The organism is Bacillus swezeyi, assembly GCF_001969815.1.
GTDB lineage: Bacteria > Bacillota > Bacilli > Bacillales > Bacillaceae > Bacillus > Bacillus swezeyi.
This window is the reverse complement of record NZ_MRBK01000004.1, coordinates 135,733-151,586: the sequence shown is the minus strand read 5'-3', so window position 1 is coordinate 151,586 and position 15,854 is coordinate 135,733. Positions and strand designations below refer to the sequence as shown.

Here is a 15,854-nt window from a genome sequence, read left to right as displayed (position 1 = left end):
AGCGGGGAGAGGATGTCATGGTCAGAACAGTCATTATCGACGGGGCGCGAACACCTTTCGGAAAGCTGGGAGGTGCGCTTCAGTCAAAAACGGCGGCCGAACTCGGAGGCATCGCCATCAAAGAAGCGTTAAAACGGTCTGGAGTCAGACCAGAGGATATCGATGAAGTCATCATGGGCTCTGTTCTGCAAGGAGGCCAGGGACAGCTGCCGTCAAGACAGGCGGCGCGGTATGCGGGGCTTCCGTGGGATGTCAAGACGGAGACGATCAATAAAGTATGCGCATCCGGTTTAAGAAGTGTAACAATGGCTGATCAAATCATCCGTGCAGGTGACGCGGAAATGATAGCCGCAGGCGGAATGGAATCGATGTCAAACGCTCCTTATGTGCTGCCAAAAGCGAGATGGGGGTTTCGGATGGGAGATGGCGCGGTTCAGGACTTGATGATCGCCGACGGTCTGACATGCTCATTTACGGGCGTGCATATGGGTTCGTACGGAAATGCCGCGGCAAAAGAGTTAGACATTTCGAGAGAAGAACAGGATCGGTGGGCGCTGTCTAGCCATATGCGGGCTGTTCGGGCATCCGCTTCAGGAGCGCTTGGAGAAGAGATTGTTCCGGTCAAGATTCCGCAAAAGCGGGGCAGCGAACTGACTGTTGAACAAGATGAATCACCGCGCAGTGATACATCAATCGAACGGCTCTCAACACTTTCACCCGCCTTTGACAAAAACGGCACTATAACAGCGGGAAATGCGCCGGGTGTGAATGATGGGGCATGTTCATTCATCCTCATGAGCGAAGAAAAAGCAAAAGCCCTGAATTTGAAGCCCGTCGCCGTCATAACGGCTCATACATCGATTGCCGTTGAAGCGAAAGACTTCCCGAAAACGCCAGGGCTGGTCATTCAGGAGCTGTTGAAAAAAACGGGGGCGCAGCTTTCTGACATCAGCCTGTTTGAAATCAATGAAGCCTTTGCCGCGGTTGCTTTGGCAAGCGGGAAGATTGCGCGTCTTGATATGGAAAAAGTCAATGTCAATGGAGGCGCCATTGCGCTCGGACATCCGATCGGCGCCAGCGGAGCAAGAATCATTCTAACGCTCATGTACGAATTAAAACGGCGCGGCGGCGGAACAGGTATCGCAGCCATTTGCAGCGGAGGCGGCCAGGGAGATGCCGTTATGATAGAAGTTTAAAAGGGGGTATTACCATGAGAAACGACACGGTCATGGTCATCGGCACAGGCCAGATGGGATCGGGAATCGCCCAGGTCTGCGCGCAGGCCGGCTACAATGTTTACATGCATGATGTATCAGCGGAGCAAATTCAAAAAGGAATGAAGCGAGTTTCCGACCAGCTTGTCAAACAGGCGGAAAAGGGGAAAATGCCGCATCAAGATGTTAAGCAAATTTATCAGCGATTGTCTCCCTCGGCATCACTTGAAGATGCAGGGGAAGCCTTTCTCATCATAGAAGCCGCCGTGGAGCAAATGGACATCAAAAAAGAGATTTTCAAGCGTTTGGACGACATAACCGGACATTCAGCTATATTGGCGTCCAATACATCATCCTTGTCGATAACAGAGCTCGCGTCTGTTACGAATAAACCGCAGAACGTCATTGGCATGCATTTTATGAATCCGGTGCCTGTCATGGAGCTGGTCGAAGTGATCAGAGGCTTGGAGACGAGCGATCAGACTTATGAAACCGTCGTCGCGGCGGCGGAGAAGCTGAATAAAGTTCCTATAGAAGTACATGATTTTCCGGGGTTTATCTCCAACCGAATTTTAATGCCGATGATTAATGAAGCGGTTTTTGCGCTTTACGAAGGAATCGCTGAAAAAGAAAGCATTGACGGGATTATGAAGCTCGGAATGAATCATCCGATGGGTCCGCTCGCCCTTGCCGATCTGATAGGCCTTGATACGTGCCTGTATATTATGGAGACGCTGCATAAAGGCTTTGGAGATGATAAATACAGACCGTGTCCGCTCCTTAAACAATATGTCAGCGCGGGGCGGCTTGGAAAGAAAACGGGCAAAGGGTTTTATACGTACGAAGCAACCTGAGAAGGAGGGACCTCAAATTGAACCTTCATTTGACAGAAGAACAATGCCGCATGCAAAAGCTGGTCAGGCAATTTGCCAAACAGGAGGTTGCTCCCTTTGTACTGGAAATGGAAAAAGGCCGTTTTCCGACAGCTATTTTAAGGGAAATGGCAGAACGCGGCTGGATGGGGCTTCCGATTCCGGAGAAATACAATGGGGCGGGTCTGGACTTTATTTCGTACATTATGACGATACATGAACTGTCAAAAGAAAGCGCCGTTGTGGGTGCGATTTTATCGGTACACACATCAATTGTCACGATGCCCATTCTTTTATACGGAACTGAACAGCAAAAACAGCAATACGTTAAAAAGCTCGCATCGGGTCAATATCTGGGGGCTTTTTGTTTAACGGAGCCAGGTGCCGGCTCCGATGCCGGGAACTTAAAAACAAGGGCGGAAAAACGCGGGGATGCCTACGTTTTAAACGGAACCAAGGTTTTTGTCACAAACGGCGGAGCGGCAGATATTTACCTCGTATTTGCCTTAACAGATCCCGGGGCGAAAACAAGGGGCATTTCGGCATTTATCGTTGAAAAAGACACACCAGGCTTTCGCCTCGGAAAAAATGAGGAAAAAATGGGGCTGCATGGGTCGCAAACCGTCACTTTGAATTTTGATAACGCTGTCATTCCTTCGCGGCAGCTTTTGGGAGAGGAAGGCAAAGGATTTAAAATGGCCTTGGCAAATCTGGATACAGGCAGGATCGGCATCGCCGCGCAGGCGCTTGGAATAGCAGAAGGAGCGCTTTCTGAGGCTGTTGCCTTTTTAAAAAAGCGATATCCGGACGGAGAACTGAATAAAAACCGGCAGGGAATGGCCTTTAAGCTGGCTGACATGGCAACCAGAACAGAGGCGGCCAAACTTCTCGTTTATCGGGCCGCTTCATTGAAAGAACAAGGATTGAAAACCAGGCAGGCGGCATCAATGGCCAAACTGTTTGCATCAGAAACGGCGATGTATGTCGCAGATGAGGCGGTTCAGCTGCTCGGCGACTTCGGCTATACGAGAGATTTCGGCGTTGAACGGTATTTCAGAGATGCGAAAGTATCCGAAATCTATGAAGGCACAAGCGAGATTCAGCGGATTGTCATCAGCAAGCATTTATAAGGTTGCCAGAGGGGGGAGAGAAATATGATCTTTACACTGTCTGAAGAACATCAAATGATTCAGAAAATGGTGCGTGACTTTGCAAAACATGAGGTGGAGCCGACAGCGAAGGAGCGGGATGAGGAAGAAAGGTTTGACAGAGATCTGTTTACAAAGATGGCGGAGTTAGGGCTGACGGGCATTCCGTGGCCTGAGGAATACGGGGGGATCGGCAGCGATTATTTGACATACGTGGTTGCGGTAGAGGAGCTTTCCAAAGTCTGCGCCTCTACAGGTGTCACTTTGTCGGCACATACGTCGCTTGCCTGCTGGCCGGTTTATACTTTTGGGACAGAAGAGCAAAAGCAAGAATACTTAAAGCCGATGGCGCGGGGCGAAAAAATCGGTGCGTACGGGTTGACGGAGCCGGGGTCAGGATCTGATGCCGGCGGGATGAAAACGACCGCCGTCAAAAACGGTAATGAATACATTTTAAATGGAACGAAGATTTTCATTACCAACGGAGGAATCGCCGATTACTATATTGTGTTTGCCGCGCTTGAACCGGATAAAAAACATAAAGGAACAACTGCATTTATCGTTGAAAAGGATTTTGCGGGCTTTTCCGTCGGTAAAAAAGAAAAAAAACTGGGGATTCGTTCATCCCCGACAACGGAAATTATATTTGAGGACTGCCGCGTGCCCTTGAAAAACCGGCTCGGTGAAGAAGGGGAAGGCTTTAAAATTGCGATGATGACGCTTGATGGAGGCAGAAACGGAATCGCGGCCCAAGCCGTCGGCATAGCCCAAGGCGCGTTTGAGGCCGCAACAGCGTATGCGAAGGAACGAAAACAATTCGGTAGGCCGATCGCCGAACAGCAGGGCATCAGTTTTAAGCTGGCGGATATGGCGACGGCGATTGAAGCATCAAGGCTTTTAACCTATCAGGCGGCCTGGCTGGAATCAGAAGGCCTGCCTTACGGGAAAGCATCCGCCATGTCAAAGCTTTATGCCGGAGATGCGGCGATGAAGGTGACGACAGAGGCCGTGCAGATCTTTGGCGGTTACGGCTACACAAAGGACTACCCGGTCGAACGTTATATGCGGGATGCGAAAATCACCCAGATTTACGAAGGAACACAAGAAATTCAGAGAATCGTGATTTCCAGAATGGTGATGCAATCATGACTGCGCAGCTTTGCGATATGCCGGCGGACATGCTGCCGGCATCTGCCTCCTAATCAAATCTCCGGGCTCCCAAAACAGGCTTCTTTTCACGCCTCTTCAAAGCTTCAGCTTGACCGCTTGTTTTTTTCCCGCCCATGTGGTAAAAATTATTGAATGAACGGGAATAATGGTGGCATAAAGTGATTTCTTTTGTTTATAATGAGAGGTATGGTTTGTCGTAAAGACAGAAATTACATGCTTATTTTCTATGACAAAGATAGTAGATACATACATGAAGATAGAAAGGGAGTGTCCGGCGATGAGTTTGAAACAATACTCAGAGGAACAGCTAAAGGAAATGGCTTTAGTTGAAATCGCATACGAAATTTTCTTAGACAAAAAGAAATCAATTACCTTCCAGGAGCTTACAGATCAAGTGGCTTCACTGCTTGGAGTGGGGAAAAAAGAGCTGGAAGACCGGTTAGCCCAGTTCTACACAGATTTGAATATTGACGGCCGCTTTTTGGCGCTGTCAGACCAAACGTGGGGTCTTCGCAGCTGGTATCCGTATGATCAGCTTGATGAAGAAACACAGCCGACCGTAAAAGCGAAAAAGAAAAAAGCGAAAAAAGTTGTTGAAGAAGACCTTGATCTTGATGAATTCGAAGAAGTTGATGAGGATGATATTCTCCTTGATGATGTTGAAGAAGATATTGCCCTTGACGCCGATGAATTCGATGATATCGATGAAGCGGACGATGATGAGCTAGAAGATCTTGAAGACGAGATCTTGGATGACGAAGAAGAAGAAGAAGAAGAAGAAAATTTTAAAGCTGAGGAAGACGAAGATTAATTTTTGTCTTAAGCAGTATTCATTTTTAAATCGATCTTGACTTTCACAGGTGAACTAGGTAGTATGTATTTTGGGCTCTTCAAAAAGAAGAGATTCAAGTGATACGGACTATCAGCTCCCTTTCAAGAAATTGAAAGGGAGCTTTCTTGTTTTTCCGCCTCCTAATCATTTAAATCATTTAGAAAAGATCTAAATGATTTTTCATAAACAGAGCATTTTAAGGAATAAGTGTTAATTGAAGAGAGGGGTACAGTAATGACAAAATATATCTTTGTAACCGGAGGAGTTGTATCCTCGCTTGGAAAAGGAATTACGGCATCTTCACTCGGCCGCCTGCTGAAAAACAGAGGTCTGAGCGTCACCATCCAAAAATTCGATCCGTATATCAATGTGGATCCCGGCACAATGAGTCCGTATCAGCACGGTGAAGTATTCGTAACCGATGACGGTGCAGAAACGGATCTCGATTTAGGGCACTATGAGCGTTTTATCGATATTAATTTAAATAAATACAGCAATGTGACAACCGGAAAAATCTATTCCGCAGTGCTGAAAAAGGAACGCAGAGGAGACTATTTGGGCGGCACCGTTCAGGTGATTCCTCATATCACAAATGAGATCAAAGATCGTGTTTTCCGTGCAGGAAAAGAAACGAACGCCGATGTGGTGATCACGGAAATCGGCGGAACGGTCGGCGATATCGAGTCATTGCCGTTCCTTGAGGCGATCCGCCAAATGAAGAGCGATATCGGGCGCGAGAATGTGATGTACATTCACTGTACGCTTGTTCCGTACCTGAAAGCTGCAGGAGAAATGAAAACAAAGCCGACACAGCACAGTGTGAAAGAGCTCCGCAGCCTCGGTATCCAGCCGAACGTCATCGTTGTGAGAACGGAAATGCCGATTTCTCAAGATATGAAAGACAAAATTGCGCTGTTTTGCGATATCGACCCTAAAGCCGTGATTGAAGCAGGAGATGCGGATACACTATATTCCATTCCTCTTGATCTGCAAAAACAGGGACTTGACAACCTTGTCTGCAATCATTTGAAGCTGGAATGCAAAGAAGCAGACATGGAAGAATGGAAAGAGCTTGTCAATAAAGTGCAAACCCTTTCTAAAACAGCGACAATCGGCTTGGTCGGCAAATACGTCGAACTTCCGGACGCCTATATTTCGGTGGTTGAATCGCTTCGCCATGCTGGATATGCATTTGACTCAGATATTCAGATTAAATGGATCAACGCTGAAGAAGTAACGGAAGAAAACATTGCCGGCTTGGTGCAGGATGTAGACGGCATTCTTGTTCCGGGCGGATTTGGGGATCGCGGAGTCGAAGGGAAAATCGCCGCTGTCAAATATGCGCGCGAGCATAAAATGCCGTTCTTCGGCATTTGCCTCGGCATGCAGGTGGCATCGATCGAGTATGCAAGAAACGTTCTCGAACTTGAAGGAGCGCATTCTGCCGAAATCGATCCTTCCACACCGTATCCGATCATTGACCTTCTTCCTGAGCAAAAGGATATTGAAGATCTCGGCGGAACACTTCGCCTCGGACTGTATCCATGTAAGCTGCAGGAAGGTTCAAAAGCTTATGAAGCGTACCAGAATGAAGTGGTTTATGAACGCCACCGCCATCGCTACGAATTTAACAATGAGTTCAGACAGCAGATGGAGGAAGCCGGATTTGTCTTCTCAGGGACAAGCCCTGACGGCCGCCTCGTAGAGATCATTGAGCTGAAAGACCATCCATGGTTTGTCGCGTCGCAGTTCCACCCTGAATTTACTTCAAGACCGACAAGACCGCAAGCATTGTTCAGAGACTTTGTTCATGCTTCATTAAAGACTTCAGAGAAGCTGTAAAAAACTGAAAAAGCCTGCCGGCGGTTCATCTCCGGCAGGTTTTTTTGGCTCTTTCTGGTGATAATAACAGGCAGAACTGGTACTATATTCATAAGGCCCGCCTCATCCCCGGTTTATTACCTTCAGGCAACCTTTTTTCATTGGTATTCCTGAAGAATTTCCTTTAATGTAAATGACAGGGCATGATAAATATAGAGGCTGACCATCAGCGACGGAAAACCGAATCTTGTTCCGTCCTCACCGGGAAGAAGCGGCATTTTAAGCTTAGAATCAATGTGAACATCGGCGAATGTTGCAACGGGTGCGTCTTCTTTGCCGGAAGGGGATACGGCAACCAGTCCGATGCCTTTTTCATTCAGCCTTTTCGCAATTTCCAGATCGCTGTCATCTGAGGGATGCGAGCAAAACATCAGCACTTTATCTGCCGTTTGAAAAGCCGGCCAGTCTTCTTCATTCTGCGGCATCGGTTTGGCAGAGGGGAACGGCTCAGAGCTGTAAAGCGCTTCTTTCAAAATGCCCTCCAATTCATTTTTTCCATATACATAAATCGAATGGTCACTGATGACCGCCTGGGCCAGTAATCGGGCGCCGTCTTCAATCGGCAGGGCTTCACCCTCCTGAATCCGGTTGAAGATTCCTGACAATTGAGTGGTAAAAATTTTAAGCAAACTGACTCCTCCTTTTTTACTGACTATCATTATATAACAAAAGAGAATATTGGGAAAAATCCTCTAAATATGTCGCAAACTTAAATGTTTTAATTAAAGGAAAAGAGAAAATCAAAACAGAATAGATAAACTACTGCTTAATTTTGGCGAAAATTATAAAATATAGAGGTGTAGAATAATGAATGAGAAGATTTTAATCGTAGATGACCAGTACGGAATCCGGGTTTTGCTGAATGAAGTTTTCAATAAAGAAGGGTACAAAACCTTCCAGGCCGCTAACGGAATCCAAGCGCTGGACATTGTCAAAAAACAGCGTCCCGACCTTGTTTTACTGGATATGAAGATACCTGGAATGGATGGAATTGAAATCTTAAAAAGAATGAAAGTCATAGACGAGGAGATCCGCGTCATTATCATGACCGCATACGGTGAGCTCGATATGATCCAGGAGTCAAAGGAACTCGGGGCTCTGACTCACTTTGCCAAGCCTTTTGACATCGATGAAATCCGCGAGGCGGTCAAAACATACCTTCCGATTAAATCAAACGGCTGACGGGAACGAAAAAGTTTTTGATGTTGTCACAAGCGATGATGTTGCCGATTTGTCGATTAATTGTTATTCTATATAAGTAGAGAAAAGCTATCTAAAGTTTAAAAAACAAACATTTTACATATGGCAGGTTTTTCTGGTCATGCTAGGTAGGTGTGGAGAGCTTTTTTCGCAAAGAGCAAATCAGGCTACATAAGGAGGACTTTCGACATGCCTTTAGTATCAATGACGGAAATGTTGAATAAAGCAAAAGAAAACGGATATGCTGTCGGACAATTTAACTTAAACAACCTTGAGTTTACTCAAGCGATTTTACAGGCTGCTGAAGAAGAAAAATCTCCAGTGATCCTTGGCGTTTCAGAAGGTGCGGGACGTTACATGGGCGGCTTCAAAACAGTCGTTGCTATGGTAAAAGCACTTATGGAAGAATACAAAGTGACAGTTCCTGTCGCCATTCACTTGGATCACGGTTCAAGCTTTGAATCTTGTGCAAAAGCGATTCATGCAGGTTTCACCTCTGTCATGATCGATGCTTCTCACCATCCATTTGAAGAAAACGTAGAAACAACTTCTAAAGTTGTTGAGCTTGCTCATTTCCATGGAGTATCTGTAGAAGCTGAGCTTGGAACAGTCGGCGGACAAGAAGATGACGTTATCGCTGAAGGCGTAATCTACGCTGATCCTAAAGAGTGCCAAGAGCTTGTTGAGCGTACTGGAATCGACTGCCTTGCACCTGCACTAGGTTCAGTTCACGGCCCTTACAAAGGCGAACCAAATCTTGGCTTCAAAGAGATGGAAGAGATCGGAAAATCAACAGGCCTCCCGCTCGTTCTTCACGGCGGTACTGGAATTCCGACTGCTGACATCCAAAAAGCGGTCTCACTTGGTACAGCTAAAATCAACGTAAACACTGAAAACCAAATTTCTTCAGCTAAAGCTGTTCGTGAAACATTGGCAGCGAAGCCTGACGAATACGATCCTCGTAAATACCTGGGACCCGCTCGCGAAGCGATTAAAGAAACTGTTATCGGCAAAATGCGTGAATTTGGTTCTTCAAACAAAGCATAATGACACTTTGGAAAAGCACACCTGTTTCCCTTCAAGGGAAATAGGATGTTTTTCTGGTGTTTTAGGGAAGTGCTGTTAACACATGCCGTTTAAGCATGAGGCTCTTTTGCTTCCCGTTCAGTCAAAAAGCCGCCTGATAGCGACAGGCGGTTTTATCCATATCATCCGGAAAGCGCAAACAAGTTTCATAGTTCAGACATTTTCATGACAGGAGGTTTTATCAATATGCTGTTTTTTATTGATACTGCAAATTTAGACGAAATTAAAGAGGCCCATTCTCTCGGCGTGCTTGCGGGGGTTACGACAAATCCTAGTTTAGTAGCAAAAGAAAATATTTCGTTTCATGATCGTCTGCGTGAAATTACCGAGGTGGTTTCAGGATCTGTTAGCGCTGAGGTTATTTCTCTAAAGGCGGAGGAAATGATTGAAGAAGGAAAAGAGCTTGCCAAAATCGCACCTCATATTACGGTGAAAATTCCAATGACGTCTGACGGTTTGAAAGCTGTTAAAGCACTTACCGATCTCGGCATTAAGACGAACGTAACGCTGATCTTCAGTGCGAATCAGGCGCTTCTGGCGGCAAGAGCCGGAGCTACTTATGTTTCTCCATTCCTGGGGCGCTTGGATGACATCGGTCATAACGGACTTGACTTGATCAGCGAAATCAAACAAATTTTTGATGTGCACGGTTTGGATACGCAAATCATTGCCGCATCGATCCGTCATCCGCAGCATGTAACAGAAGCTGCACTAAGAGGGGCTCATATCGGCACTATGCCGCTGAAGGTCATTCACCAGCTGACAAAGCACCCGTTAACCGATAAAGGAATTGAACAGTTTTTAGCCGACTGGAATAAATAAAGCCCCAGGCTTCGAAGTGAGTGGCAAGTGGAGGGACCCCCTCTGTTTGTCACCATTTTGTCTTATAAAGAGAAATGAATGTTTTGCAGAAGAGAACCCTTGCCGCAGACAGCTTCGCTATTTTCTTCCTGATAAATTTTGAAATGTGTTGTATTCTTTCTCTTTTAATTGGATAGATTTTGAAATGAACCATTTATTTTGAGTTCTTATTATACGCTCCATTAGCTATCTTCTTTAAGGAAGGAGACGATCATGGAAAAGTTAAATATAGCTGGCGGCGATCCTTTGAATGGAACAGTACATATAAGCGGAGCCAAAAACAGTGCTGTCGCCCTTATACCCGCGACGATTTTGGCTGAATCGACGGTTACGCTTGAAGGCCTTCCCCATATATCAGACATTTTGACACTTCGCGATCTGCTGAGGGAGATCGGCGGACATGTTCATTTTGAAAAAGGAGAAATGGTCGTTGATCCTGCGCCGATGATCAGTATGCCTCTGCCGAATGGAAAAGTGAAACAGCTTCGGGCTTCTTATTATTTAATGGGGGCGATGCTCGGCCGCTTTAAAAAGGCGGTTATCGGCCTTCCAGGCGGCTGCCACCTCGGTCCGAGACCGATTGACCAGCATATCAAAGGTTTTGAGGCGCTTGGTGCCGAGGTGACAAATGAACAAGGCGCGATCTATTTGCGTGCAGAGGAATTAAAAGGCGCGCGCATTTATCTTGATGTCGTCAGTGTTGGAGCAACGATCAACATCATGCTTGCTGCCGTGCTCGCCAAAGGCAGAACCGTGATTGAGAATGCTGCGAAGGAACCGGAAATTATCGATGTCGCCACCCTTTTAACAAATATGGGGGCGAAAATAAAAGGAGCCGGCACTGATGTTATCCGCATCGAGGGCGTTGAATCCCTTCACGGCTGCAGACACTCGATTATTCCAGACCGGATAGAAGCCGGGACTTTCCTGATTGCAGCGGCATCCATGGGACAAGAAGTGCTGATTGACAATGTGATACCGACACACTTGGAATCGCTGTTAGCCAAGCTGCGCGAGATGGGGATCCGGATTGAAGAAAGCAGCGATCAGATTTTAATGATCGGCGGAAAAAAAGAGCTGAAACCGGTCGATCTCAAAACGCTTGTATATCCGGGCTTTCCGACCGATCTGCAGCAGCCGATGACTTCGCTTTTAACAAAGGCAAGCGGGACGAGCGTTGTCACTGACACCATTTACTCTGCCCGTTTCAAACATATTGACGAGCTCAGGCGCATGGGTGCATCGATGAAAGTCGAGGGAAGGTCGGCGATTATCACCGGTCCTGTCCCTCTGCAAGGCGCCAAAGTCAAAGCTAGTGATCTGAGAGCGGGAGCTTGTCTCGTAGTAGCTGGGCTCATGGCAGATGGGATTACCGAAATTACCGGTCTTGAACATCTTGACAGGGGATACAGCCTGCTTGAAGAGAAGCTGACGAACCTTGGCGCCACCGTCTGGCGTGAAAAATTGACAGACCAAGAAATTGAACAGCTGCAAAATTCCTAGTGGACAATTGCTTGCAATGATCAAACATAAACCGATTTTAAATTGGCGAGAGGAGATTAGATAGCAATGGAAAGAAGCTTATCGATGGAACTTGTACGTGTGACAGAGGCGGCTGCGCTTAAGTCGGCACGCTGGATGGGAAGGGGAAAAAAAGACGAAGCCGACGACGCTGCGACAAGCGCAATGAGGGATGTATTTGATACCATTCCGATGAAAGGGACAGTTGTCATCGGTGAAGGCGAAATGGATGAGGCCCCTATGCTCTATATCGGAGAAAAATTGGGGAACGGCTACGGACCGCGGGTAGACGTAGCAGTCGATCCTCTCGAAGGCACGAACATTGTCGCAAGCGGCGGCTGGAATGCCCTTGCCGTTATCGCTGTTGCGGACCATGGAAATCTGCTGAATGCACCTGACATGTATATGGATAAAATCGCCGTCGGTCCAGAAGCCGTCGGATGCATCGATATTGAGGCGCCGGTGATTGATAATTTGAAAGCCGTGGCCAAAGCCAAAAATAAAGATGTAGAAGATGTTGTGGCAACCGTTTTGAACCGTTCCAGACATGAGCGCATCATCCATGAACTCCGGGAAGCAGGCGCAAGAATCAAGCTGATCAATGATGGTGATGTGGCCGGAGCGATCAATACAGCTTTTGATCATACTGGAGTTGATATTTTATTCGGATCAGGAGGCGCTCCGGAAGGTGTTTTATCCGCTGTGGCGCTGAAGGCGCTTGGAGGAGAAATCCATGGCAAGCTGCTTCCGCAAACCGAGGAAGAACTGAAGCGTTGTGAAAAAATGGGTCTTGATACGGCGAAAGTGCTGCGAATGGAGGATCTCGTCAAAGGAGACGACGCGATTTTTGCCGCAACCGGTGTGACGGACGGAGAGCTGCTGCGCGGCGTACAATTTAAAGGTTCTGTCGGAACAACGCACAGTATTGTGATGAGGGCAAAATCCGGCACTGTCCGCTTCGTTGACGGAAGACACAGCCTCAAGAAAAAACCAAACTTAGTGATTCGGCCTTAAAGGAAAGAAAAAGCGGGGACTGTGTGACCCGCTTTTCCCTTGTATTTGACCGTCTTATGGATTGAACAGATTTCATTGTTCTGATACAATTGCATACAGCTTGCATCTCCTTGACAAGCTTCTGGCACTTTTCAAAACAGAGTCATCTCTATCAATTTCATGTCAAATTACAAATGAAGTTGAATATGAACGTCAAATGAGGTAAAAATAAAGAGTGCTGCGAAATTTTCTGCGCATCTGGTTCTTAAGGAGAGCCTAAATTCCTGCCGCATCGATTAGATATGCGATATTCTTCTCTTGTTATGTCCTCGCTTCTTTCTCGACTCATACTTATAATCCTTTTCAATACGTCGATATATATGGGTGGAAGCGTTGCCGATAGAAGCTGAATCGGCAGTATAAATCAAGCGTCTCCGTTTAGCTTATGAGACAAAGTAAAATATTATATTTGATTAGAAAAGAGTGGTGTTCTTTGTGAAAGATGTATCCATTTCATCTTTGGAAAATATGAAATTAAAAGAGCTGTATGAGCTTGCAAGGCACTATAAAGTCTCGTATTACAGCAAACTGACAAAAAAGGAACTGATTTTCGCCATTTTGAAAGCAAATGCCGAACAGGAAGACCTTCTGTTTATGGAAGGCGTTTTGGAAATTATCCAGTCAGAAGGGTTTGGTTTCCTCAGACCGATTAACTATTCTCCGAGTTCAGAGGATATCTATATTTCTGCTTCCCAAATCCGCCGCTTTGATTTGAGAAACGGTGATAAAGTATCCGGGAAAGTCCGGCCTCCAAAAGAAAATGAGCGATACTACGGTCTGCTTCATGTTGAAGCGGTTAACGGAGATGATCCTGAATCTGCAAAAGAACGGGTGCACTTCCCGGCTTTAACGCCTCTTTATCCAGATCGCCAGATGGTGCTTGAGACGAAGCCGAATTACTTGTCAACGCGTATCATGGACATGATGGCGCCGGTTGGCTTTGGACAGCGCGGTTTGATAGTCGCTCCTCCAAAAGCAGGTAAAACAATGCTTCTCAAAGAAATCGCCAACAGCATTACAGCTAATCACCCGGAAGCGGAGCTGATCGTGCTTCTGATAGATGAAAGACCTGAGGAAGTGACAGATATCGAACGCTCTGTTGCGGGAGACGTTGTCAGCTCGACTTTTGATGAGGTGCCTGAAAACCATATAAAAGTGGCCGAGCTTGTGCTGGAACGGGCGATGAGACTCGTCGAGCATAAAAAAGACGTCATCATTTTAATGGACAGCATTACAAGGCTGGCGCGTGCTTACAACTTAGTCATTCCGCCAAGCGGCAGAACATTGTCCGGGGGAATTGATCCCGGAGCATTCCACCGTCCGAAGCGGTTCTTTGGAGCGGCGCGGAACATTGAAGAGGGCGGCAGTTTGACGATATTGGCAACCGCATTGGTTGATACAGGCTCGCGTATGGACGATGTGATCTATGAAGAATTTAAAGGAACCGGTAACATGGAGCTGCATCTTGACCGCTCTCTTGCGGAAAGAAGAATTTTTCCTGCCATTGATATTCGCCGTTCGGGTACGCGTAAAGAAGAGCTCCTTGTTCCGAAAGAACACCTTGACCGTCTGTGGTCCATCCGCAAAACCATGTCTGATACACCGGATTTTGTGGAGAAATTTATGAGGAAAATGAAGAAGACCAAAACAAACCAGGAATTCTTCGATATTTTGATTCAGGAATGGAAGCAGGCCAATATGTCGGCTGCGAGACGGTGATTACAACTTTAGTTTGCAAATCGTCCGAATCGCTGTTATAATTCTATCATGTGCGTTCCGGAGGTTTTGTCCCGGAATATTAACTCTGTTTCCGAATTGGATTCAGGGCGGAAGGAGATGACAGACATGAAAGCAGGAATTCATCCTAATTTCAAAAAAGCAACAGTCAAATGCGCTTGTGGAAACGAATTTGAAACAGGTTCAGTAAAAGAAGAGGTACGCGTTGAGATTTGTTCTGAATGCCATCCGTTCTACACTGGCCGCCAAAAATTCGCTTCTGCTGATGGTCGTGTTGATCGCTTTAACAAAAAATACGGTCTTAAGTAATAATAGATATGATAAACAGGCAGGAATCTTCTTGCCTGTTTTTTACATGCCATAAACTGCTCGAGAGGGGTTAAAGAGGATGTACATCATGAAGCAAAGCGGCTGGCTTGAACTCATATGCGGAAGCATGTTTTCGGGCAAATCAGAAGAGCTGATCCGCCGAGTCAAAAGAGCAACATTTGCCAAGCAGGAAGTCAAAGTGTTTAAGCCTGCCATTGACAATCGTTACAGCAATGATTCGGTTGTGTCGCATAATGGGGCCTCCATTGTGTGCCATGCCATTACATCTCCGCAAGAAATATACAAATACATAAGTGTCAAAACAGATGTGATCGCTGTCGATGAAGTGCAGTTTTTTGACAAAACGATCATCGGTACTTTAACCGCTCTGGCTGATCAAGGCTATCGAGTGATTGCCGCAGGGCTTGATCAAGATTTTCGCGGAGAACCATTCGGCGTCGTTCCGGACTTGATGGCTTTGGCGGAAACGGTGACTAAACTGCAAGCGGTATGTTCTGTCTGCGGTTCCCCGGCAAGCCGGACACAAAGACTGATCAACGGAAAACCGGCTTCATATGATGATCCGGTCATTTTGGTGGGGGCTTCTGAAGCATATGAAGCACGCTGCCGTCATCACCATGAGGTGCCCGGAAAACCTGAATAAATCGCAAGTAAAAAGCGCCTTAAAACACTTGGTAAAAACAAGTGTTTTTTTTATTGGGTTCTTTTTTTAGAAATTAATGTAATTAAAAAACTTAATTAAGAATACGAAAAAATTATCTAATTTTCATCGCTTGAATTTTGACAATAGCAGGCATAAAATGACTTACTGTAGTCAGAAAAAATGTAAAGAGGTTTTCGGTATTGTTCAGATTTTTGTCAAAAACGCGCGTACATATTTGACAAATCAATGCAAGAAGGCAATGTCTTAATCATTTATCGTAATTATTTCACCTTATTAACATTTTAA

Annotated in this window: 14 protein-coding genes and 1 pseudogene; 14 read left to right on the top strand and 1 reads right to left on the bottom strand. The window is 46.2% G+C overall.

What is annotated here, in order from left to right; all coding sequences use genetic code 11:
* The first annotated feature begins 17 nt into the window (after positions 1–17).
* The 6 genes and pseudogenes from BTA30_RS03555 to pyrG all read left to right on the top strand — a co-directional run bounded on the left by BTA30_RS03555 (position 18) and on the right by pyrG (position 7,078).
* Positions 18–1,196 (top strand): acetyl-CoA C-acetyltransferase, encoded by a 1,179-nt coding sequence (locus tag BTA30_RS03555; RefSeq protein ID WP_076759385.1) that lies wholly within the window; start codon positions 18–20, stop codon positions 1,194–1,196.
* Positions 1,178–2,068 (top strand): annotated as a pseudogene (locus BTA30_RS03550) (3-hydroxybutyryl-CoA dehydrogenase); the annotation flags it as partial. The gene BTA30_RS03555 and the pseudogene BTA30_RS03550, both read left to right, overlap by 19 nt.
* Before the next feature lie 17 nt (positions 2,069–2,085).
* The gene (locus tag BTA30_RS03545) at positions 2,086–3,216 is read left to right on the top strand and encodes an acyl-CoA dehydrogenase family protein (protein WP_076759379.1); all 1,131 of its coding nucleotides are present in this window, start codon (positions 2,086–2,088) and stop codon (positions 3,214–3,216) included.
* A 24-nt stretch (positions 3,217–3,240) separates the two neighbouring features.
* Complete coding sequence (locus BTA30_RS03540) at positions 3,241–4,383, top strand: acyl-CoA dehydrogenase (protein ID WP_076759376.1); 1,143 nt, start codon at positions 3,241–3,243, stop codon at positions 4,381–4,383.
* A gap of 298 nt (positions 4,384–4,681) precedes the next feature.
* Positions 4,682–5,215 carry a DNA-directed RNA polymerase subunit delta gene (gene rpoE, locus BTA30_RS03535; RefSeq protein ID WP_076759373.1) on the top strand — a complete coding sequence of 178 codons (534 nt, stop codon included), beginning with the start codon at positions 4,682–4,684 and terminating at the stop codon, positions 5,213–5,215.
* A 255-nt stretch (positions 5,216–5,470) separates the two neighbouring features.
* On the top strand, positions 5,471–7,078 hold the full coding sequence (pyrG, locus tag BTA30_RS03530; protein WP_076759371.1) for a CTP synthase: 1,608 nt from the start codon (positions 5,471–5,473) through the stop codon (positions 7,076–7,078).
* Between the two features lie 137 nt (positions 7,079–7,215).
* On the opposite strand, the gene BTA30_RS03525 is transcribed toward pyrG, so the two are convergent.
* Complete coding sequence (locus tag BTA30_RS03525) at positions 7,216–7,746, bottom strand: DUF2529 domain-containing protein (protein WP_076759369.1); 531 nt, start codon at positions 7,744–7,746, stop codon at positions 7,216–7,218.
* A 175-nt stretch (positions 7,747–7,921) separates the two neighbouring features.
* Between BTA30_RS03525 and BTA30_RS03520 the strand changes: the two genes are divergently transcribed.
* From BTA30_RS03520 to BTA30_RS03485, 8 genes are all read left to right on the top strand, one after another.
* Positions 7,922–8,299, top strand: coding sequence for a response regulator (locus tag BTA30_RS03520; protein ID WP_094777285.1), 378 nt, complete (start codon positions 7,922–7,924; stop codon positions 8,297–8,299).
* A 207-nt stretch (positions 8,300–8,506) separates the two neighbouring features.
* Positions 8,507–9,364, top strand: coding sequence for a class II fructose-bisphosphate aldolase (locus BTA30_RS03515; protein WP_076759362.1), 858 nt, complete (start codon positions 8,507–8,509; stop codon positions 9,362–9,364).
* Between the two features lie 225 nt (positions 9,365–9,589).
* A complete protein-coding gene (gene fsa, locus BTA30_RS03510) occupies positions 9,590–10,225 on the top strand; it encodes a fructose-6-phosphate aldolase (protein WP_076759360.1) in 636 nt (211 codons plus the stop codon).
* A gap of 252 nt (positions 10,226–10,477) precedes the next feature.
* On the top strand, positions 10,478–11,767 hold the full coding sequence (gene murA / locus BTA30_RS03505; RefSeq protein ID WP_076759356.1) for a UDP-N-acetylglucosamine 1-carboxyvinyltransferase: 1,290 nt from the start codon (positions 10,478–10,480) through the stop codon (positions 11,765–11,767).
* Positions 11,768–11,833: 66 nt separating this feature from the next.
* Entirely contained in the window at positions 11,834–12,799 is a 966-nt protein-coding gene (glpX, locus tag BTA30_RS03500) for a class II fructose-bisphosphatase (RefSeq protein ID WP_076759353.1), read from the top strand.
* Positions 12,800–13,273: 474 nt separating this feature from the next.
* The gene (gene rho / locus BTA30_RS03495) at positions 13,274–14,557 is read left to right on the top strand and encodes a transcription termination factor Rho (RefSeq protein ID WP_076759350.1); all 1,284 of its coding nucleotides are present in this window, start codon (positions 13,274–13,276) and stop codon (positions 14,555–14,557) included.
* A 126-nt stretch (positions 14,558–14,683) separates the two neighbouring features.
* Positions 14,684–14,884 (top strand): 50S ribosomal protein L31, encoded by a 201-nt coding sequence (gene rpmE / locus BTA30_RS03490; RefSeq protein WP_003151132.1) that lies wholly within the window; start codon positions 14,684–14,686, stop codon positions 14,882–14,884.
* Positions 14,885–14,963: 79 nt separating this feature from the next.
* A complete protein-coding gene (locus tag BTA30_RS03485) occupies positions 14,964–15,548 on the top strand; it encodes a thymidine kinase (protein ID WP_076759347.1) in 585 nt (194 codons plus the stop codon).
* Positions 15,549–15,854 lie beyond the last annotated feature (306 nt).